The sequence below is a fragment of the Corallococcus exiguus genome, assembly GCF_009909105.1.
In the GTDB taxonomy this organism is placed as follows: domain Bacteria; phylum Myxococcota; class Myxococcia; order Myxococcales; family Myxococcaceae; genus Corallococcus; species Corallococcus exiguus.
The window spans coordinates 100798-121342 of sequence record NZ_JAAAPK010000001.1; the positions used below are offsets into that span (position 1 = coordinate 100798).

At 71.4% G+C, this 20545-nt stretch carries 19 protein-coding genes; 9 read left to right on the forward strand and 10 right to left on the reverse strand.

The window, feature by feature from the left end; translation table 11 throughout:
- Positions 1–3 precede the first annotated feature (3 nt).
- Both GTZ93_RS00450 and GTZ93_RS00455 read right to left on the reverse strand, forming a co-directional pair.
- Complete coding sequence (locus tag GTZ93_RS00450; RefSeq protein ID WP_139919103.1) at positions 4–369, reverse strand: response regulator; 366 nt, start codon at positions 367–369, stop codon at positions 4–6.
- Between the two features lie 78 nt (positions 370–447).
- Positions 448–831, reverse strand: a complete 384-nt coding sequence (locus GTZ93_RS00455) for a helix-turn-helix domain-containing protein (protein WP_180946078.1) — start codon at positions 829–831, stop codon at positions 448–450.
- A 381-nt stretch (positions 832–1212) separates the two neighbouring features.
- Here GTZ93_RS00455 and GTZ93_RS00460 point away from each other — a divergent pair, with 381 nt between their 5' ends.
- From GTZ93_RS00460 to GTZ93_RS00470, 3 genes are all read left to right on the forward strand, one after another.
- A complete protein-coding gene (locus GTZ93_RS00460; RefSeq protein ID WP_257979225.1) occupies positions 1213–2640 on the forward strand; it encodes a GDSL-type esterase/lipase family protein in 1428 nt (475 codons plus the stop codon).
- A complete protein-coding gene (locus GTZ93_RS00465; protein ID WP_139919106.1) occupies positions 2637–4946 on the forward strand; it encodes a serine hydrolase domain-containing protein in 2310 nt (769 codons plus the stop codon). Before GTZ93_RS00460 ends, GTZ93_RS00465 begins: the two co-directional genes overlap by 4 nt.
- 73 nt (positions 4947–5019) lie before the next feature.
- Positions 5020–5904 (forward strand): zinc ribbon domain-containing protein, encoded by an 885-nt coding sequence (locus tag GTZ93_RS00470; protein WP_139919107.1) that lies wholly within the window; start codon positions 5020–5022, stop codon positions 5902–5904.
- Positions 5905–5911: 7 nt separating this feature from the next.
- Here the strand turns inward: GTZ93_RS00470 and GTZ93_RS00475 are convergent, their stop codons facing one another.
- Positions 5912–7027 (reverse strand): hypothetical protein, encoded by a 1116-nt coding sequence (locus GTZ93_RS00475; protein ID WP_139919108.1) that lies wholly within the window; start codon positions 7025–7027, stop codon positions 5912–5914.
- A gap of 207 nt (positions 7028–7234) precedes the next feature.
- Here GTZ93_RS00475 and GTZ93_RS00480 point away from each other — a divergent pair, with 207 nt between their 5' ends.
- The gene (locus GTZ93_RS00480) at positions 7235–7804 is read left to right on the forward strand and encodes a DUF11 domain-containing protein (RefSeq protein WP_139919109.1); all 570 of its coding nucleotides are present in this window, start codon (positions 7235–7237) and stop codon (positions 7802–7804) included.
- A 51-nt stretch (positions 7805–7855) separates the two neighbouring features.
- Here GTZ93_RS00480 and GTZ93_RS00485 read toward each other — a convergent pair whose 3' ends face one another.
- From GTZ93_RS00485 to GTZ93_RS00495, 3 genes are all read right to left on the reverse strand, one after another.
- Positions 7856–8410 carry a hypothetical protein gene (locus GTZ93_RS00485; RefSeq protein WP_139919110.1) on the reverse strand — a complete coding sequence of 185 codons (555 nt, stop codon included), beginning with the start codon at positions 8408–8410 and terminating at the stop codon, positions 7856–7858.
- 875 nt (positions 8411–9285) lie between these two features.
- On the reverse strand, positions 9286–9942 hold the full coding sequence (locus GTZ93_RS00490; RefSeq protein WP_120579007.1) for a metallophosphoesterase: 657 nt from the start codon (positions 9940–9942) through the stop codon (positions 9286–9288).
- Between the two features lie 86 nt (positions 9943–10028).
- Positions 10029–10889: a sigma-70 family RNA polymerase sigma factor gene (locus tag GTZ93_RS00495; RefSeq protein ID WP_121754553.1), complete on the reverse strand. Its 861-nt coding sequence runs from the start codon at positions 10887–10889 to the stop codon at positions 10029–10031.
- 319 nt (positions 10890–11208) lie between these two features.
- On the opposite strand from GTZ93_RS00495, the gene alr reads away from it, so the two are divergent.
- Positions 11209–12426 (forward strand): alanine racemase, encoded by a 1218-nt coding sequence (gene alr, locus GTZ93_RS00500; RefSeq protein WP_180946079.1) that lies wholly within the window; start codon positions 11209–11211, stop codon positions 12424–12426.
- A gap of 7 nt (positions 12427–12433) precedes the next feature.
- On the opposite strand, the gene GTZ93_RS00505 is transcribed toward alr, so the two are convergent.
- Positions 12434–13468 (reverse strand): lysophospholipid acyltransferase family protein, encoded by a 1035-nt coding sequence (locus tag GTZ93_RS00505; protein ID WP_390624845.1) that lies wholly within the window; start codon positions 13466–13468, stop codon positions 12434–12436.
- 260 nt (positions 13469–13728) lie between these two features.
- On the opposite strand from GTZ93_RS00505, the gene GTZ93_RS00510 reads away from it, so the two are divergent.
- The gene (locus GTZ93_RS00510; RefSeq protein ID WP_306464195.1) at positions 13729–16320 is read left to right on the forward strand and encodes a M1 family metallopeptidase; all 2592 of its coding nucleotides are present in this window, start codon (positions 13729–13731) and stop codon (positions 16318–16320) included.
- A 78-nt stretch (positions 16321–16398) separates the two neighbouring features.
- Here the strand turns inward: GTZ93_RS00510 and GTZ93_RS00515 are convergent, their stop codons facing one another.
- On the reverse strand, positions 16399–17151 hold the full coding sequence (locus tag GTZ93_RS00515) for an enoyl-CoA hydratase (protein ID WP_120579011.1): 753 nt from the start codon (positions 17149–17151) through the stop codon (positions 16399–16401).
- An 11-nt stretch (positions 17152–17162) separates the two neighbouring features.
- The gene (locus GTZ93_RS00520) at positions 17163–18074 is read right to left on the reverse strand and encodes a ribose-phosphate diphosphokinase (RefSeq protein ID WP_043320864.1); all 912 of its coding nucleotides are present in this window, start codon (positions 18072–18074) and stop codon (positions 17163–17165) included.
- A 133-nt stretch (positions 18075–18207) separates the two neighbouring features.
- Here GTZ93_RS00520 and GTZ93_RS00525 point away from each other — a divergent pair, with 133 nt between their 5' ends.
- The 3 genes from GTZ93_RS00525 (at position 18208) to orn (ending at position 20059) form a co-directional block, all read left to right on the forward strand.
- Positions 18208–18894, forward strand: coding sequence for a phosphoribosyltransferase (locus GTZ93_RS00525; RefSeq protein WP_161662597.1), 687 nt, complete (start codon positions 18208–18210; stop codon positions 18892–18894).
- 51 nt (positions 18895–18945) lie between these two features.
- Entirely contained in the window at positions 18946–19401 is a 456-nt protein-coding gene (locus tag GTZ93_RS00530) for an archease (protein ID WP_139924109.1), read from the forward strand.
- 106 nt (positions 19402–19507) lie between these two features.
- Positions 19508–20059, forward strand: coding sequence for an oligoribonuclease (orn, locus tag GTZ93_RS00535; RefSeq protein ID WP_120579015.1), 552 nt, complete (start codon positions 19508–19510; stop codon positions 20057–20059).
- On the opposite strand, the gene GTZ93_RS00540 is transcribed toward orn, so the two are convergent.
- Positions 20056–20424: a response regulator gene (locus GTZ93_RS00540; RefSeq protein WP_139924107.1), complete on the reverse strand. Its 369-nt coding sequence runs from the start codon at positions 20422–20424 to the stop codon at positions 20056–20058. The genes orn and GTZ93_RS00540 overlap by 4 nt on opposite strands.
- Between the last annotated feature and the right edge of the window lie 121 nt (positions 20425–20545).

The window sequence follows — 20545 nt, forward strand, 5'->3', positions numbered from 1 at the left end:
CCTTCAGTGCAGCGGGTGCACGAAGCGGCGCACCCCGGCGAGCAGGGCCTCGCGGTCGAAGGGCTTGGAGAGCACCTCGCGGATGGCGGGGTGGCGCTCCTCGCCGGAGCTGATGGCCATGACGGGGAGGTCCGCGAAGCGGGGCTCGCGGTGCAGCGCGTCCAGGAGCCGCCAGCTGTCCTTGTGCGGCGTCCACATGTCCACCAGCACCAGCGCGGGGCACGGGTGCGCTTCCAGCCACGCGAGGGCCTCGTCACCGTTCTCCGCGGCGGCGACGGTGTGCCCTTCGGCGAGGAGGATCTCCACGAGCGCGTCGCGCAGGTCTCTGTCGTCCTCGACGAGGAGGAGGGTGGGGGGCGCGCGGCTCATGGGGCCCGACGCATAGGGCAAACACGCCTGCGGTGACAGGGAACATCTGCCGGGTGCGACTGGTAGCGGGGCCGCGCTTCAGTGCTCGTCGAACATGGCCTGGAGCACGCGCCAGGCGAGCTTCAGCTCGGAGCCGGAGCGGCACGCGAGGAAGTCGCAGATCTCCGCCACGCCGTCGGTGCGCTCCATGTCGAAGGAGTGGAAGAGCGTCTTGAGGGACACGTCCAGCCCCACGGACAACTTGCCCAGCGTGTCGAGCGACGGAGAGAACGCACCGCGCTCGATGCGGCGGATGGCATCCACCGACAGGTCACTGCGTTCGGCGAGCGATTCCTGCGTGAGCGAGCGGCTGTTGCGCATGAGGCGCACGTGCTCGCCAAATCGCCGGTGGAGCTTCGTCCACGTTGTGAGCCGGTTCTTCGCCATATTCGCGGCGGATAATTTGGGGGCGCGCCGCGCCATGTGAAGGGAACATGTTCGCGGCCGGACCCTGCATTCGCGTTGGCGTACGGGAAACCGGTTCTTCCCCGAGGAAGCCTGGGCCGGACGTGCGGTCCAGGACGGATGAGATGTCCGGGATGCCACGCCGGGGCGGCTCGCGAGGCGGCCGAGCGTGGGGTCCAGAACATGCGTGTCCCCAGGCTTTCGTCTACGCTCGCGGGCCACATGACGGTTCTCGATGTCTCGCGCGGGCTCCGGCGGGCGGGGTTGCTCGCTGTCCTGGCGGGGGCTCTGCTCCCCGGGTGCGAGTCCCGCACACCTCCTCACCGTTTCCCCCTGACGACGAATCCCGCGACGGACTCCGTGCCGCCGCCGGAGGTGAATGCCACGAGGCCCGCATCCGTGGAGGGGCAGCCTTCCGCGAGCCCCGAGTCCGCGGCGACGGGCGCGGGTTCTTCGCAGGTGGTGCCTGCTTCCGCGAACCTGCCCGCGCAGGCGCCAGGCAAGGCGCGGCCGACGGCGCGCTCCGCGTTTCGCGCGCTGCCGCCCACCACCGAGCGCGCCGGACACCTGCATGCGCTGGCCACGCGGCTTCAGGCTCCGGGCGGCATGGTGGAGGACCCCTGTCTGGAGAAGGATGACGCAGGCTGCGCGCGGTCCGCGCTGACGCCGTTCTTCACCGCGCTGGATGGGCTCGTGCAGACGCCGGGGACGACGCCCACCGTCATCGCCGCGTTCGGCAACTCGCTCATCGCGGGGGACCGCATCGTGGACGTGGTCCGCGAGGAGTTCGCTGCGGGCTTCGGCGGCGCGGGCCGGGGTGTGCTGCTGGTGGACCGCATGGCTCCCTACGGCGGACGAGGGCGCACGGCCGCCGTGAGCAACGGCTGGGAGCCGCGCACGCTGGGCGAACTGAAGGCGCCGCCGCATCCGTTCGGCATCACCGGCGTGTACCACCTGGCCACCGAGAACCGCGCCCGGGGTCGCTTCAAGCTGGAGGGCGAGCCGCGCGGGACGCTGTGGTGGAAGGATGTGAAGGGCGCGGGCCGCCTCGTCGTGTCCGTGGACGGCACGGTGCTGACGCGCACGGAGCCCCAGGAGGACGGTGCCAGCCGCACCACGTCCTTCGACCTGCCCGCGGGCGCGAAGTGGCTGGACGTCACCGCGGAAGGCAAGGGCGCCATCGTGCAGGGGGTGGTGCTCCAGAAGGACGCGTCCGGCATCGTGCTGGACATGTTGGGCGTGCCGTCCGCGGATGCGACGCTGTATGGCCGGCTGGAGGAGGACGCGCTGAAGGCGCAGCTTTCGCAGCGCGACCCGAAGCTGCTGCTCTTCTTCCTGGGCGGCAATGAGTCCAAGCGCCTGGAGTGGAAGCGCACGGACCTGCCTACCGTGCGCCAGGACCTGACCGCGCTGCTGCGCCGCACCCGCGCCGCCGCGCCGGGCAGTGCGTGCCTGGTGGTGGGCCCCATGGACGCGGTGCAGGACGCGCACGCGAAGGGCAAGCCGCTGACGCAGCGGCCGTTCCTGGAGGCCGCCATCCAGGCCGAGCGCGAGGTGGCGCTCGCCGAGGGCTGCGGCTTCTTCGACCTCTACACGGCGATGGGCGGCGCGGGTTCGCTCGCGCGGTTCAACCAGGCGGGGTTCATGCACGAGGACCTGGTGCATCCGCGCGGTCATGGCCTGGACCTGCTGGGGCAGTTGGTCTCGGACGCGCTGCTCGCGGGCTGGGTGAACGAGGGCGCGGTGCCGGCGCCGGCGCTCACGACCTCGCGTGAAGAAGCCTCGGACACCGGTGCGAGCAGCCAGACCGCGGAGGCGGTGCCATGAAGCGGCTCTTCGTCGCGCTGTGTTTGTTGGTGGAGGCAGGGCCCGCGTTCGCGCAGGCGTCCGCCGAGAAGCCCGCGTCCGTGGCGCAGGCGCCCGCGCCCGTGCCGTCCGAGTCTGTCGAGAAGCCCGCGTCCCCGCCGGAGTCCAGCGCGAAGGTCGCGCCGGAGCCGGACGCGAAGGTCTCCGAGTTCTCGCCGGAGGTGCAGCGCGCGCTGGACGCGCTGGTGCGCGCGGACCTGAAGCAGGGTCCCACCGCGGGCCTGTCCGTGGGCGTGATGCGGGGTGGCAAGCGGTGGATGAACGGCTACGGCTACCGCGACGTGGCGAAGAAACTGCCGGCCACGGTGCGCACCACGTACCGCATGGCGTCCATCACCAAGTCCTTCACGGCGGTGGCCGTGATGCAGCTGGCGCAGGCGGGCAAGCTGGACCTGGACGCGGACATCCACACGCTGGTGCCCGAGTACCCGGTGAAGCAGTGGCCGGTGACGGTGCGGCAGCTGCTGGGCCACCTGGGCGGGGTGCCCACCTACGACAGCCCGCGCGCCGGCAACAACACGAAGCCGGTGACGACAAAGGAGGCCATCGGGTTGTTCGCGGACCGGCCGCTCGTGTCGGAGCCGGGCACGCGCTACCTGTACACGACGTGGGGCTTCAACCTGCTGGGCGCGGCGGTGGAGACGGCCTCCGGTCAGCCCTACCGCGAGTACCTGCGCGACCACGTCTTCGGCCCCGCGAACATGAGCCACGCGGACGTGGATGACCTCAGCACGCGCGACGCGCAGCAGGCGGTGGGCTACCGCGTCTCGGGCGCCACGCTGAAGCCTTCGCGCTTCCTGGACGTCACCAGCCGCTTCGGTGGCGGTGGCACGCGCGCGACGGTGGAGGACCTGCTGGGCTTCGCTCGCGCGGTGCTGGACCACAAGCTGGTGACGCGCGAGACGATGGGCCGCATGCAGGCGACGATGGTGACGCGCGACGGGCACATCACCGACTACGGCATGGGCTTCGCGACCTATCCGCTGCGGGGCCACTACATCGTGGCGCACGCGGGCGGGCAGCCGGAGACGACGACGCTGCTGGTGCTGCTGCCGGCGGAGGACACGGCCATCGCGCTCGCCACGAACGTGGAGGACGAGGCGAAGCGGCTGCGCCGGCTGTCCATCCGGTTGATGGAGACGGTGCTGGACGAGGGCGCGCCGGGCCGGGGCGGCCACTTCACGGACCCCGTGGACGCGGTGGTCTACGAGGGCATGGGGCGGCTGGCGAGCTACGGGCTCGCGTACCACGACTGGGCCACGCGCGGTCCGGGCACGCTGCCACCGGAGACGGACCTGGCGGCGGCGTTCGCGAAGGTGTCCTCGCTCTTCGAACGGGGCGCGATTGCCCGGGACGGCCGGGGCGCGATGGAGCGGATCCGCGGCGCGCACGAGCCGCGCGCCGAGTCGCTCTTCATCCGAGTGGGCGCGCACATGGCGGCCACGGTGGAGCGGGCGATGGGCGCGGAGCGGCTGCGCTCGTATCGGACCCAGGGGGCGGCGGGCTTCTTCGCGGACTACCTGGCTGCGTGCGAGACGCAGAAGTGTCCGGAGACGGAGCGCTTCAGTTCGTCCGTGCGGAGCGACGTGGCGCGCTTCGTCGCGGGATGGAAGCGCGCGGAGGTGCCGGCGTTGAAGCGCTCGCGCCTGGAAGCGATGAAGGATCCGGAGCGGCTGTGGCCGTCGCTGAAGGAGGCGGCGGTGCGCGCCCCCGCGGTGCGGCCCGACTACACGGATGAGCTGCTGACGCTGGCGGACCGCGCGAAGCGGAAGCCGGTGGACCGGATGCGCTGGTTGGAGCGCGCGACGGAGCTGCAACCGGAGTCGATGGACGCGCACCTGGCGGAGGCGGTGGGGTTGCTGGAGGCGGACCGGGAGCAGGAGGCGATTCCCCACGTGCGTGAGGCGTTCGAGACGCCGGAGGGGTCGCTGGTGCTGTCGCCCTCGGGCTTCCTGAAGCGGCTGCTGGACACGCGGTCGCCGAAGGTGGCGAGGGGCCTGTTGCGAGCGGCGGTGACGCTGCATCCGGACTCGCCGGAGCTGTGGGAGGCGCTGGCGAAGCGCGAGCGGGGTCTGGGCGACGCGGGCGCGGCGAAGGCGGCGCTGGCCCAGGCGAAGCGAGCCCGTCAGGTCCGGGCCGCGCAGGAGGCCCGCGCTCCGAAGTCGCAGGGCGTCGTGGCTCCTGCGGGGAGCGCGCCATCGCAGGACAAGGCTGGGAGCACGTCCCCCACGGTGCCGGTGGATCCGGAGTCCTCGCCGGAGCCGTAGCGCCCGCGAACCGGGGGCCCGCTCCGTTGTCCGCGTGCGTGACGGGGCCCGGGCCGTGCGAGGATGCGCGGCGATGACGCCTTCCTGTCCCTCCTGTCAGGCCCCCTTCACCCCCGGCGCTGAAACGTGCGCGCGGTGCGGGGCCTCGCTACTGGTGGCCCCGGCTCCCGGCGGCGCCGACCCTGTCTGCGCCGTGCACCCCGAGTGGCTCGGCGTGGCCACCTGCCCGCGCTGTGGCGCGTTCGCCTGTGCCCGCTGCCTGCGCCAGGGACCGGAAGGCACCGTCTGCGCCACCTGCCTCGAACGTGAACCTCTGGGCCAGCTGCCCTGGGACCAGCGCGCGGAGCTGGGGACGCTCAAGGCGTTCTGGCGGACGTGCTTCGGCATGTTGATGCGGCCCACGGAGACCCTCCGGGGCGTCAACCCCGACGCGCCCGTGAGCAGCTCCATGAGCTTCGTGATGCTGTCGGCGATCGCCGGCTTCCTGTCGACGGGCCTCGTCTACACCGCGCTCATCGGCGTCATCCTGGGGTTCATCCCCGAGACGGAGAAGAGCGGCGCGGATCCGAAGGACTTGAAGCTGTGGATGACGGTGGTCATGGCGGCCTGGACGGTGCTCATGCCCGTGTTCAGCACCGGCATGACCCTGGCGAACGCGGGCCTGGACCACCTCATCCTCCGCATGGGCGGCGTGGAGCGCGGCTTCTCCGTGACCCTGCGCGCGCACGCCATCTCCCAGGCGCCGTACATCGTCGGCGTGATTCCCTTCGTCGCCGTGTACGCCGCGCCCTTCTGGGCCATGGGCCTGCGCGCCTTCACCTACCGCACGCTGCACCGCACCAGCTGGGGCACGGCGCTCGCGGGTGCGCTCCTGGTGCCTGTGCTCTCCTGCTGCCTCTGCGGCGGCGTCTACGGCGCCATCATGTTCGCGGCCCTCAAGAGCACGGGCCAGTTCTGAGGCGCGGCTACCGCTGCCCGGTCGCCGCCGTGGCACCGTGCGGCACCAGCGAGCTCGGCTCCGGCCAGAAGCGCGCGCTCCGGATGCCGTCGAAGGACGCCGCCAGGCGCCGCGAGCCCAGGTCGTAGACCCGCGCCTGCGTCTCGCCCGCGAGCATCAGCAGGTCCCCTCGCGCCAGCACCCGCACGGTGCTCCGGGCGTGCAGGGCGAGTCCCTCGGGTTCGCCCAGGTGGCCGTCCTCCGCCTCCCAGCGCACCGGCATCATCAGCGCGGTCTGCTCGCCCGCGGTCTGCCACGCGAACAGCGGGCCGCCGCGCGACTCCACGCGCGCCCAGCCGCCGAACACGTCGTGCCCCCGGTCGGGCACCACCGCGTCGAGCCGGACCGCGTCCTGACTGCCCTCGTCCAATCCCTGCGCCACCAGCGCGTCCAGGTCCCCGGCCACCGTGGAGGACACCAGCATCTCCGTGGTGGCGAGCGCGAACACCGCGTCCGCGTCACCTCGCGTGGCCACCGTCTCGATGCGCTTCCACGCCCCCGCATCCAGCCGGTACGCGTGCGCGAGCCCCGCGCCCTCGTCCAGCTCCGGGATGGGGATGCGACGGCCCTCGAAGAGGAAGACGTCGTCGCGCCGAACCAGCTCGCCCGTGTGCGCGGTCAACGCCACCAGCCGCCCCACCGAATCGAACCCCACCGCGCCCGTCAGCCCCTCCTCTGGCAGCAGCTGCGCCGCGCCCTGTCCGGACGTCAGGTCCACCGTCCACACGCGCCCGGGCCCGCGCGCGCTGCCGGCCGCGTCGCGCACCGCCGCGTGCTTGCCGTCCGGGCTCCACGCGAGCTGCAACCCGTCACACGCCGCGTCCACCGTGACGAGCGCCCTGCGTCTGCCGTCTGACTCCAGCCGCAGCCAGGTACAGCCCGACGGCGCCGCGTCCTGGAGCACCGACAGCGAGAACGGCGCCACCTTCACCGGCGCGGCCACCGGCGCGGCCACCGGCACGGCGGCAGGCACGGCCAGGGAGGACTCCGGGGGCTTCTGGCAGGCGCTGACGAGGAGCAGGGCGCTGACGAGGCTCGAAGTGCGGACCATGTTGAAGTTCTCCCGGAAAAAGACGGTGTCCATGGAATATGTCAGAGCCGGAGAGCGTGCGGAAGACGCTTGAGCGCACATCCGGAGAGCCATTGCGCCAGGAGGGTTTGGCGAGGCCTCGTGGCCGTTGGACCGTCTGGGGGGACGTTGGGGCGCGATGTCTGGTGTTGTTGTGTCTGGATATGGCGGGGGGGTAGTTGCCGCGTGGAAGCAATTGGGATGGTGTCTGTTTTTTGTTGGGTGCTGAGTCCATGGGCGGATGGCAATGGCATTGGCGATGCGTGTGAGGTCTCCGGCACCGTCGATGTGGCGCTCACCGTGACCGCGAGTCCCTCCCCTGCGCTGGTGGGCACTCCCGTCGTGTACACGTTCGGGTTGTCCCAGGCAGGCAGCCGGGCCGAGCCAGAGGTGGTCCTGACCGCGGATCTGCCCGAGGAGGCTGAGTACGTGTCGGTGACGTCCTCCCAGGGCCAATGCGCCCACTTCGAGGAGACGCTGGTTTGCACGCTGGGTGCCATGGCCCCCAGCGCTTCGGCGAGCGTGGGGGTCACGCTGAGGCCACGGGTTCCGGGCTCCTTCTCCTATGAGGCTCGGGTGACCACGAGCCTTCTGGAGACGAGCGAAAGCAACAACGAGGCCCCGGCGGAAGTGGAGGCGCTCTGCGAATCGGATGCGCAGCTTTGTGCCCGGTTGATGAAGACATGCGGAGCGGTGAGCGCCACCGACAACTGCGGCGTCGCCCGGAGCGTCGCGAGCTGCGGAACCTGCTCCACGGGGCAGAGCTGCAACAGCAGTAACGTGTGCGAGTAGTGAGCTGAATGGCGCCGTGGGGCCGGCCTGTTCCTGGGGCCCCCAGCGCTGTCAGCGCAACCATCCAATGTAGGAGGAACTGGACGGCCCAGGCCACGGCGTTGAAGGGGCCAGGGGCGTACTTTTCGCGAGGAGTTGCTCCATCGGAAGGTCGCTCTCCAGGTCGTCCCGTTGCACGACGTGGAGCCGCTGGAGCCAGCCCTCACCACAGAAGCCAGGCTGGGAGTCGTCCCGGCCCACGAGGATGTTCACCAGGGCCTGGGTGTCGTCAGGCGAGAAGGCCAGGACCGTGAAGGGGGTTGCATCCTGGCGTACCCGCGAATGCGTGCGCGCATGCGGGTCCCATCGATACAGGCGCTGCGGTGGGGGCGTCACTCCCGCGCACTCCGTCGTCGGTGGCTCGGGTGTCACCTCGGTGAAGAGTCCCCCCGGGCGCTGGTTGTACCAGTTGAACCTTCCCGTGAAGGCTCCCAATGACGCCTCGGGGGTGAAGGCATCGTCCAGGGTGTGCAGGGATGCCTTTCTTCCCTGGGGAGTGGAGGTCGTGACGAAGGCATGGCCGCCGTCAGGCGAAACGGCAGGCCCTTCCGCCGAGAGTGTCCGCACGCGGCCCGTGGATACGTCCAGGACCCCCAGGCGCTGCGCCCCGGTGGTTCCGCACTGAAGGGTGAACACACATTCGTTCCGGGAAGAGGACCAGACCCACAGCTGAGGCTTTCCCTGAATGGGACCGAGCGGGACTTCCGTCACCCTGCCTGACTCGACCTCCACCCTGTAAAGCTTCAGGAGTTCGCAGTCAGGATGGGGGAGCTCCAGTGCATAGGCCAGATGCTTTCCGTCAGAGGACCAGATGAACGAACTGGCCCGGGTTCCTTTCGGTGGAGAGGGCAGGTCACGCAGGTCCACGAGGATGCGTCGGCCCGTTCCATCCGCATTGACCACGAGCAGCACGTTCCATGATTGCAAGGGTGAGACGCTCGCTCCGTCCGAAGCGGCGGGATGGCGCTCCGCATAGGCCACGCAGGTCCCATCCGGCGAAATGCAGGCCCCATTGAGGGGGCCTTCCACCTGGGGACGGCTCCAGCCCGCGAGCCGACCGCTGTCCGTGAGCGCGGTGTGCCGTAGCCCATCCAGGGATTGAATCCACAAGTCACGCCGCGGGCCCGGACGCTCCTGCTTGAAGTACAGCAACCCACGCCAGCCGGGGGCAGGAACTCGGAGCGGCTCCGCCCGGGCTCCCGTCGCTCCCTCCCGCGAGCAGCCAGCGATGGCGAGGGCTCCCATCCCTCCCAGCAAGGCACGCCGTCCCATCAGGGGCCGTGACGAAGGCAAAAGGAAGGGGGGCGGTGGGCTCATGGAGAAACCATGGCATGTATGTTCATGAGAGGCTTTGGGTCATGTTCAGAACAGACAGCCCTCCCGCCTTCGCTCACGCTCGTTGGGTGCCGCTATTGCGCGTGAAGGACGCTCGACCCTGAGGCCTACAGCGTCATGTACGCGCGGGCCGCGGGCACGGAGTAGAACTTCCCCTCCGGCAGGACGTACGCGGTGAGCTTGCCGCCGTAGACGCAACCGGAGTCCAGGCCCACCGCGAAGGGGTGCTTCTGCAGGCCGCGCATGGCGTCGTGGCCGAAGATGACCAGCTCCGGGCCCTGCCACAGGCTGCCCCACGGCTCGCCCGCCTCCAGCCGCTTCGACGGTGTCCCGTCCGCCGCGATGCTGCGCAGGTTGAAGAGGAACTCCTCCTTCTGCTCCTCGAGCGGCACCCCTGGCACCAGCCCCGCGTGCACCGCCAGCGCGTTCAAATCCGGGAAGCGCAAGTAGGAGGGCAGCCGCTCCATCCAGGCCCAGTCCGCGGCGCTCAGCGTGTCCAGCACCTGCCGGTGCTCCGGCTTGAGCTTCTTGCCCTTGGACGCGTAGCCGCCGTGCCAGCGCAGCACGTGCGCGTCGTGATTGCCCTTCACCGCGTGGAAGCCGTGCTCGCGCGCCCGCCGCACCACGCCCGCGGAGTCCGGCCCCTTCGCCACCAGGTCGCCCACCAGCACCACCCGGTCGCCGGGCTGCCAGTCACACGCCTTCAGGAGCGCGTCCAGCTCACTGGAACAGCCGTGCACATCTCCGATGAAGAGCGTTCGCATCCTCCCCTCTCTTTAACGCACTGGCCGAGAATGCCCTGCCGGGATTCTCGGGCGCCTCGCCGGGGGACGGGGCCTCGCGCGCCGCGTTACTCGGAGGGCGTGCGCAACAGCCGGCTCAGGCTCACGTCCAGCTGGCTGGAGATGAGCCGCAGCACGCTGTCCAGCTGGGAGCGCGTCAGCCGCAGCCGCTCCGTCAGCCGCTGCCGCGTCCCGTCCAGCAGCTCCTCCTGCGCGCCCACCACCCACCGCGCCGCCGTGGAGCGGTGCACGCCGTACAACGCTCCCAACTGGTCGATGCCCAGCCCGTCCAGGTACTTCAGCCGCAGGAAGTTGCGCTGCCGCGCGGACAGGGCCGCCAGCGCCGCCTGGAACGACGCGCTGAACTCCGCGCGGTACGTCTGCTTGAGGTACGCCAGCTCCGGATCGTCCCCCGGCGCCACCAGCATGGACAGGTCGCCGTCCTCCGACTGCGCCTGCCCCGAGCGCTGCCGCTGCCAGTCCAGCGCCAGCCACAGCGCCGCCGCGCGCACCCAGCCCGCCAGCGGCCCCGTGCCCGGGTACGCCGCCAGCCGCGCCGGAGCCTCCGCGCTCCCCACCAGCATCCGCTGCCGCAGCGCCTGACGGACCTCATCCAGTCCGGCCGGGGGCAGCCTCAGCCGCGCCACCGCCGCGTCCACCTCCGGCATCAGGCGCTGCTCGAACGTGGCCAGCGCCGAGGGCAGGCCATCCGCCGCCGCCCGGGCCAGGTACACGTCCGCCATGTGCAGCTTGCCCCAGGCGTCCTCGTGGCCGTCCGCGGGCACCAGCCGCGCCAGGTGCGCCGCGAAGCGCGAACCCTCCAGGGGGATGTCCGGCCAGGACTGCCGGGCTGTGTCCAGGGCCTGGGCCAGCCGCTCCTGGAGGACAGAGAGGGCCCCTGCCGGCTCCGTCTTTCCCCGGGCGGTCATGAAAGCCTGGGCTAAGGGCAATTCAGGTGCGGCCACGGCGGAGGACACTACCACCGGCCCCTGTCGCGCCGCCGTGTCACCCGACATGTCGCGCAGAGGCTCCCACCTGTCAGGTGTCCCCCGGGACACGCTCCCGCGCCGCGCGTGTCCACCCGAACACGCCCCCCTGGCCGTGCGGGGCGCCCCCTCTCCACCCTCGTCCGCCCGAGTGGCATCCAGCCGGCGTCCCACCCTCCGTGGCCCTCTGGCCACGGCCGCCCATGGCCTGCGCTTTGCTGGTAGAGCCATCCGGGACGTGGGCTGGTGCGGAGGTGTGAACGTGGAAGAAGTCGGTGTGGGGCTCGGAGTCGGGCCTGGTGGCGCGGTGTACTCCTCATGGCTGGAGGTGAGCGCGTCCCACCTCAGGCACAACGTGGCGGCGTTCCGCGCGCTGGAGTCCACCGGCCCCACACCCCGAGCGCTGGGCGCGGTGCTCAAGGGCAACGCCTACGGCCACGGTCTGGCCCAGGTGCTGCCGCTGGTGCACGAGGGCGTGGACGTCCTCTACTTCATCGCGCCGCAGGACGCGCTCACGGTGCGCACCCACGAGTCCGCGCACGGCCTGCCCGCGCGGCAGGTGGTGGTGCTGGGCGCCGTGGCTCCGGAGGAGGCCATCGTGCTGGCGCGCGAGGGCATCGACGCGGTGGTGGCGGACCGCTCCTGGGCGGACGCGGTGCCGGCCCTGCGCGCGGCGAAGCTGCCGCGTCCGCTGCGCGTGCACGTGCACATCGACACGGGGCTGGGCCGCGAGGGCTTCACGTTGGATCAGCTGCCTCGCGAGACGCAGTTCCTCGCGGACGCGCCGGACGTGTTCGAGCCGGTGGGCGTGCTCAGCCACTTCGCCAACACGGAGGACGTGACGGAGCAGGCGTACGCGCTGGCGCAGCTGGACGCGTTCGAGACCGCGCTGGGACACCTGACCGCGCAGCTGAAGCCCGCGAAGCCGTTGCAGCGGCACATCGCCGCGAGCGCCGCGGCGCTGGTGCTGCCCCGGGCGCGCTTCGAGGCGGCGCGCGTGGGCATCTCGCTGTACGGCCTGTGGCCCTCGCCGGAGACGCGGCTGTCCGCGAGGCTGGTGCTGGGCGAGCTGCCGGTGCTCAAGCCGGTGCTGTCGTGGCGGTGCAAGAGCCAGGTGGTGAAGTGGCTGCCGGCGGGCGCCTACGTGGGCTACGGCTGCACGTACCGCTGCCCGGAGCCCACGCGTATCGCTGTATTGCCGGTGGGCTACTACGACGGCTATCCGCGCCTCGCGTCCGGCAAGGCGCACGTGCTGGTGAACGGCCGGCGGTGCGCGGTGCTGGGCCGCGTGATGATGAACCACCTGATGGTGGACGTGACGCGCGCCACGTCCGACGAGCGCCCCATCACGGCCACGCTCCTGGGCCGCGATGGAGAAGAGTCCGTGTCCGCCGAGTCCCTGTCCGGCTGGGCGCAGACCATCCACTACGAGCTGGTGACACGCCTGGGCGCGCACCTGCGCCGCGTCGTCGTGGAGTAGCGCGGCACTACTTCTGCGGCGGGCCCTCGGTGAGGCCCGGCGACGGCGCCGTCACGAGCGCCGGAGGTTGCACCTTCCAGCGGCGATGCAGCCACAGCCACTGCTCCGGATGCCGGCGGATGGCGCGCTCCATCGCCGCGGTGACTCGCGCGGTGTGCTCGGTGATGGGGTCCGCGCACTCGCCGGGTTGCGGCGGGAGGATGGGGCCCTCCACCTCCAGCTTGTAGCGCGCGCCAGGGCCGGGAGGCCGCACGCCCATCACCACGAACACCGGCACGCCCGTGCGCTCGGCGGCCACCGCCATGGCGGGCGTCGTGGACGCGAGCCGACCGAAGAAGGGCACGAACACCGCGGACTTCGCGGGCAGCGCCTGGTCCAGCAGCATGTACGCGGACTCGCCGCGGTTCACCGCGTCCGTAATCTCCTGGATGGCGCCCTTCGGATAGATGAGCCCCGCGCCCGCGCCCAACCGGTTCACCGCGATGCGCGTGTTCAGCGCGCCCTTGAGCGGACGCACCAGCGCGTTGAGCGGGATGCCCCAGCGGATCAGCATCTGGCCCACCAGCTCCCAGTTGCCGAAGTGCGCCGTCACCAGCAGCGCGCCCTTGCCCGTGGCCACGTGCGCCTTGAGCGCCGCCCACGCCTCCTCGCCCTCGATGCCCTGCTGGTCCCAGTCCGGCGTCATCCGGTCCCCGGACGGCAGCGACTCCACCACCACGCGCGCCATGGTGAGGTACGCACCCCGTGCGATGTCGTGGCGCTCGGCTTCACTCTTCTCCGGCATGGCGTGCGCCAGGTTGTCCAGCGCCACCTTGCGGCGGATGCCCAGCGTGTAGGCCAGGTTCGCCACGAAGCGTGCGAGCGCATCCCGCGCTTTCGGCGACAACGCGGTGAGCAACGCCCAGACGCCTCGCGTCAGGAACGCCACGAGGGGGCCCGGCGGCGAGCCGATGATGCGGCGCAGGTGCTCCGGCGGCCTTTTCCCCTCGGGAGGGGTGTTCGTTTGCGATGGCAGCGGATGCGATGAAAGGGGAGCGGACACAGCGGCGCACTCCATCGCGAACACGACCTGACAGCAAGGCCACGCACCGCTTGCTCGTCGCTACCTTGCCAGGCTGCTCTGGTCCACACTGCGCGGCCATGCCCAACCTGCTCCGTCCGGTGGCCCTGGCCACCGCAACCTTCCTTGCGGCATGCGGTGCCCGACAGGGTAACGCTCCCGCTCCCGGTGCTGTTGAAACGCCGCCCGCCATTCAGGCGGCCACGGCGCCCACGCCTCCCACGCTGCGGCTGCCTGAGGACGTGCGGCCCACGAAGTACGCCATCGTCTTGAAGATGGATCCGAAGGCCGAGTCCTTCGAAGGCACCGTCGACGTCATGCTGGAGGTGGCCAAGGCCACCAACATCATCTGGATGCACGGCAAGGGCCTCATCGTGAAGGAGGCCACGCTGGAGCAGGGCGGCGTCACGCAGACGCTCAAGGCCTCCTCCTCCGGCGAGGACTTCCTCGGCCTGACGCTGGCGAAGCCGCTGGCCGTGGGCGGCGCGAAGCTGCACCTCACGTACACGGGCACCGCGTCCGAGCGCGAGACGTCCGGCGCCTTCCGCGTCAACGAAGGTGGCGACTGGTACATCTACACGCAGTTCGAGCCGCTGGGCGCGCGCCGCGCCTTCCCGTCCTTCGACGAGCCCGGCTTCAAGGTGCCGTGGCAGCTCACCTTCCACGTGCCGGAAGGCAACGTGGCCGTCACCAACACGCCGCAGCTCGCGGACGAGAAGGGCGCGGACGGCTGGCACATCTACCGCTTCGCCCCCACGCAGCCCCTGCCCAGCTACCTCATCGCCTTCGGCGTGGGCCCGTTCGACTTCCTGCCCGCGCGCGACGCGGGGCAGAAGCAGGTGAAGACGCGCATCATCACGCCGCGCGGCCGGGCCAGCGAAGGCGCGTGGGCCGCGAAGGTGACGCCGGAAATCCTGGAGCGCCTGGAGGCGTACTTCGGCATCCCGTACGCGTACGAGAAGCTGGACGTGCTCGCGGTGCCGCTGATGGGCGGCGCCATGGAGAACCCGGGCCTCGTGACGTTCAACTCGCGCCTCGCGCTGGCGAAGCCGGAGGAGGACGCCGTGTGGCGCCAGCGCGCGTTCGCGAACGTGCAGGTGCACGAGCTGGCGCACCAGTGGTTCGGCGACCTGGTCACCCTGGCGTGGTGGGACGACCTGTGGCTCAACGAGTCCTTCGCCTCGTGGATGACCCCGCGCATCGTGGAGACGTACCAGCCCACGTGGGACGCGCCGGTGGAGCGCGTGCAGTCCCGCAACGACGCGCTGGACGCGGACAGCCTCGTCGCCGCGCGCTTCATCCGTCAGCCCATCCAGAACGCGGGTGACATCCAGAACGCCTTCGACGGCATCACCTACGGCAAGGGCAGCGCGGTGCTGGCCATGGCGGAGACGTGGCTGGGCCGGGACGTCTTCCAGAAGGGCATCCAGCGCTACATCCGCGCGCACGCGGGGAAGAACGCCACCGCGAAGGACTTCCTGGACGCGCTGTCCGCCGAGTCCGGCAAGGACGTGTCCCAGGTGATGAACAGCTTCCTGGACCAGACGGGCGCGCCCTTCATCACCGCGACCCTGCTGTGCGACGGCGGCAAGCCGCGCGTGGCCCTCACCCAGCAGCGCTACATGCGCCTGGGCTCCAAGGCTCCGGAGGCGCAGTCGTGGAAGGTGCCGGTGTGCGTGAAGTACCCGGGCGCGGGCAAGGAGGCCACCGCCTGCACGCTGATGACGGAGGAGAAGGCGGAGATCGCCCTGACGGAGGCGAAGGCGTGCCCGGCGTGGGTGTTCCCCAACGCGGACGGCTCGGGCTACTACCGCATGCGCCTGGCGGGTGATGCGCACGCGAAGCTGATGAAGTCCGGCCTGTCGAAGCTGTCGCGCGCGGAGCGGGTGGTGCTGCTGAGTGACTCGCTGGCGCTGGCGAAGGCGGGGCTCATGCCCGCGGCGGACGCGCTGCCGCTGCTCACCGGCGTGGCGGAGGACCCGGACCGGCAGGTGCTGGAGGCGGGCCTGGAGCTGATGGACCTGGTGTCGTCGCGGCTGCTCCCGGAGGCGCAGAACGCGGACCGCGCCCGCTACGTCCGCGACACCTTCGGACCGCGCGCGCGCAAGCTGGGCTTCAAGCCGCGCGCCGGTGAGAGCGAGGACCTGCGCCTGCTGCGTCCGCGCCTGCTGGAGCTCGCCGGCAACGAGGGCGACGACCCGAAGCTCATCGCGGAGGCACGCACGCTGGCGGACCAGTGGCTCAAGGACCGCAAGGCGGTGGCGCCGGACGTCGTGGGCGCGGTGCTCGCCATCGCGGTGGAGCACGGGGACGCGGCCCTGCACACGAAGCTGATGGAGGCCCTGCGCGGCGAGCAGAGCCGCTACCAGCGCCAGCAGTTGCTGGGCGGCCTGAGCCACGCCACGGACCCGAAGCTGGTGAAGGCGAACCTGGAGCTGCTGCTCGACCCCAAGCAGGACATGCGTGAGAACCTGTGGCTCCTGATGGGCGCGTCGCGCGACCCCCGCACCCGCGACACCGCGGTGGAGTTCCTGAAGACGAACTTCGACACGCTGGTGGGCACCGACGACAAGCCGGGCCTGCTGCCGGAGGGCATGGGCTCGCGGCTGCCGTACATGGGCGCCGGCTACTGCGACGCGAGCAAGCGCCAGGAGGTGGCCGCCTTCTTCGAGCCGCGCGTGGGCAAGGTGCCCGGCTCCGAGCGCGTGCTGCGGCAGGTGCTGGAAATCGTGGACCAGTGCATCGCGCTGAAGGAGGCCCAGGGCGCGAGCATCGGGGCCTTCCTGACCGGCAAGCCGGCCAAGACTCCGCAGGCGCCGCCCGCGCCGCGGTAGTCAGTCCCTGAAACGACACCGGGTCCGCGTGACATGCACGCGGACCCGGGAGTGCCGCACGCGTCGCGGCGGGGAGGCCTACTTCCGGCCGCGCGACATGAAGGACATGAAGGCTTCCTTCGCTTCGTCGGACGCGAGGCGCTGGACGAACTCGGCGCCCTCGCGCTTGAGGGCGGCGTCCACCTGGTCGCGCAGCGGGCCGCGGATGAGCGCCTTGGTCACCTTCAGGGCCTGGGCGGGACGCTGGGCCAGGGCGCGGGCGCGCTCGGTGGCCACTTCCTTCAGCTGCGCCTCCGGGACGGCCTTGTTGATGATGCCGGCGCGCAGCGCGGTGGCCGCGTCGAACGGGTCGCCGAACAGCAGCAGCTCCGACGCCAGCGCGAAGCCCGCCATGCGCGGGAGCAGCAGGCTGCTGGCGCCTTCCGCGCACAGGCCCAGGTTGACGAAGGGCATGTTGAAGCGCGTCTTCTCCCCGGCCACCACGTAGTCGCAGTGCAGGAGCATGGTGGTGCCAATGCCCACCGCCGCGCCCTCCACCGCCGCCAGCACGGGCTTGCTCAGGCCGGCCAGGGCGCGCAGGTACTGGAACACCGCGCTGTCCTCGCCCGTGGGCGGGTGCTCCAGGAAGTCGCCAATGTCATTGCCCGCGGTGAACGCGCCGCCCGCGCCGGACAGGAGGACCACCCGGACGTCGTCGCGGCGGTCCGCCTCCAGGAGGGCGGCGGTGGCGGCCTCGTACATGGCGTGGGTGAAGGCGTTCTTCTTCTCCGGCCGGTTGAAGGTGACGGAGAAGACCCCGGCGTCGAGCTGCGTCAGAAGCGTGTCGGACATGGCCGGGCAGACTAACGCGCGTCGGGCCGCAGTGCGCGCAAGAGCAGCGGGGCCAGCGTCACCACCTGGTGGGGGAAGGGCAGGTCCTGCCGGTGCTCCACGCTGTCCGTGCTGACCAGCCGCTTCACCGGCACGCCGTGCAGGCGCTCCAGCGCGGGGCCCACCAGCAGGGCGTGCGTGGTGGCGAGGATGAAGTCGTCCACGCAGCCCTCGCCCTTCAGCTCCTTCGCCGCCGCCGCCAGCGTGCCGCCGGTGGACACCATGTCGTCCACCAGGATGGGGCGCATGCCGCGCACCTGGCCCAGCAGGCCCAGCGTCTCCACGTCGTTGCCGCTCAGCCGCGCCTTGTGCACCACCGCCCACGGACGGCCGAGCAGCTTCGCCAGCGCCTCCGCCCGCTTCACCGCGCCCAGGTCCGGCGCCACCACCACGGTCGTGTCGGTGACGTGGGGGCGCAGCGCGTCCGCCAGCAGCGGCAGCGCGGACAGGTGCTCCAGCGGGGCGCCGAAGCAGCCCTCCAGCGCCGGGTTGTGCAGGTCCACGGTGAACACCCGCGTGAAGCGGCCATGGGACACCATGTCCGCCACCAGACGGCCGCCCAGGGGCTCGCCCGGCCGGGCCCGCCGGTCCTGGCGCGCGTAGCCCACGTAGGGAATCACCGCCTCCATCGAGGCCGCGCCCGCCCGCCAGCACGCGTCCGCGAGCAGCAGCAGCTCCATCAGGTTCTCGCCCACGGGCGGGGTGGAGGACTGGAGGATGACGACGCGGCGGCCGCGCACCTCCTCCGGGGGCACCTCGATGTGCAGTTCTCCATCCGGGAAGCGCTCCCGCTTCACCCCCACCGGCTCCGCGCCGAACGCCTGGGCGAGCGCACGGCCGAGGTGGGGACTGGCACTGCCGACGACGAGGGCGATGGGCGTCATGGGGGCACACCCTAGCGCGGGAGGCGCTCGCGGTGCCCTGGCCCCCCGGGCATGCCGCCAGGAGAGCCACTGAACGTGCCTCCGCCGACACACTCCGGAGGGAAGAGCACCTTCCGGGGGTGGAGGCAGACCGATGCGTTTCCGGGACAGGGCGGAGGCGGGGCAGAAGCTCGCGGGGGTGTTGACGCCCTACCGCTCCGGGGACGTGTGCGTCCTGGGGCTGACGCGCGGCGGGCTGCGCGTGGCGTACGAGGTGGCCCGGGCACTGAGGGCTCCCCTGGACCTGTGGGTGGCGCGGAGGCTGCGCGTGCCGGGGGGCCGCCTCATGCTGGGCGCGGTGACGGAAGGCGGCGGGCTGTACCTGGACCCCCAGGCCGCAAGCCAGGCGAAGCTGCCCGGGGAGACGCTCCAGCGCTTCGTGCACGAGGAGGTGGACGACGTGGAGCATCAGGCCCGGCAGCTGCGAGGCGGCCTCACGCCGCGGATCCGCGGCTGCACGGCGCTGCTGGTGGATGACGGGATGGTGACGGGCGCCACCGTGACCGCGGCGCTCCTGGCGCTGAAGCAGCAGGGCGTGCGCCGGCGCATCGTGGCGGTGGGCGTGGCGACGCCGCGCGCGCTGGAGCTCGTCCGGGGCCGCGCGGACGCGGTGCACGCGCTGACGCTGGACCCCGCGCTGCGCGAGGTCTCCGAGGCCTACGACACCTTCCCCGCGCTCACCCAGGACGAGCTGCGGCGCTGGCTCACGCGCGCCCGGGAGGCCAGCCCCGCCCGGCCGCAGGGCGTGGCTCCGGACGTGGCGGGCGGGTGGTGGTTCTGACGGGCTTTCGGGAACGCAAAGCGGATGACGACGAGGACATGAGGAGGACGTATGGATGTGGAAACCGTGCATGCGGATGACAGCAGGCCCCGGACGCACTGGGAGCACTTCACGCGCGAGGAGCTGCTTGGGGTGCGGGGCGTGGGCCGCTCCATGGAGCAGGCCTTCGAGATGGCGGCGCTGGGACTCTGCGCGTTGGTGACGGACCCGCGCAGCGTGGAGGCGCACGAGGAGCTGGAGGTGGACTGCCAGTCCTCGGACCATGACCAGCTGCTCGCGGACTGGCTGCGGGCGGTGGTGGGCGCGATGGCCGGACGGCGCCTGCGCTTCCAGTGCTTCGTGGTGCGGCTGGACGGGCTGAACCTCTTTGGCCACGGCTTTGGCGAGCGCGCGGGACAGGCTCGACATGGCACGCACGTGGCGGTGACGGGCGCGTCGCTCACCGAAGTGTCCGTGCGCCAGGGGCCGGAGGGCGTGTGGACCGCCGAGGCGCTGGTGGACTTCTAGGGAGGCAGGCGGGCGCGGCGGGACGATTCGTCCACGGAGGGGGTGCGCCGGGGCTCCGGGCTGCTATAGGGGGCGTCTTCCTCTTCGCGACCAGGAATCTCCGGACATGGCTTCCCGTGACATCCGCTTTGTATGGCTCGACCTGGAGATGACCGGGCTGGACCCCAATACCTGCGGCATCATCGAGGTGGGCATCATCGTCACCGGCCCGGACCTGCGCCCCATGGGTGAGTTCGAGCGGGTCGTCTGGCAGCCGGAGGAGATGCTCCAGCGCATGGAGCCCGTCGTGCGCGAGATGCACACGAAGAACGGCCTGCTGGAGAAGGTGCGCGCGTCCACGTCGTCCCTGCGCGTGGTGGAGCGCGAGGTGACGTCCTTCATCGCGGACTACTGCGACCTGGGCGAGGGCATCCTCGCGGGCAACTCCATCCACACGGACCGGCGCTTCCTCATCGACCACATGCCCATGGTGGACCGCTACCTGCACTACCGCATGGTGGACGTGACGAGCCTCAAGGTGATTACGCGCGCCTGGTACCCGGCGCTGGTGGAGCCGCGCAAGCCGCCCAGCGGGCACACCGCGCTCGCGGACCTGCGCTCCAGCATCAGCGAGCTGCAGTACTACCGCGACGTCCTCTTCCGCGCGACGCCGGGCTAGGCGAGGAGCCCGTCCGCGGGCAGCTGCTTCGCGATGGTGCCCAGCAGGTCGTCCAGCTCGAAGGGCTTGGCGAGGAAGTGGGAACTGGCGCGGCGCTCCTCGTCCGTGAGGCGGCCCGCGCTCATCACCACCACGGGCAGGTCGCACAGGTCCGGATGGGCGCGGATGCGGCGCAGCAGCTCTCCGCCGTCCATCACCGGCATCATCAAATCCAACAGCACCAGGTCCGGCTTGGAGGTCATGAGCCGCTGGAGACCCTCGTCGCCGTTGTACGCGGTGACGATGTCGTAGCCTTCGAGGGACAGGATGTCCTCGAGCGCCTCCACGATGGCGAGCTCGTCGTCCACGATGAGCAACCGCTTCATGCGCGGGCCCCCTCCACCGCACGCACTCGGCCCGGGACCCCTGTCGGCCGGGAGGCCGGGGGCGGGCTGGACGGGATGCGGGCGGTGTCGGACTTCAGGCGGTGGCTCCATTTTCTCTCGC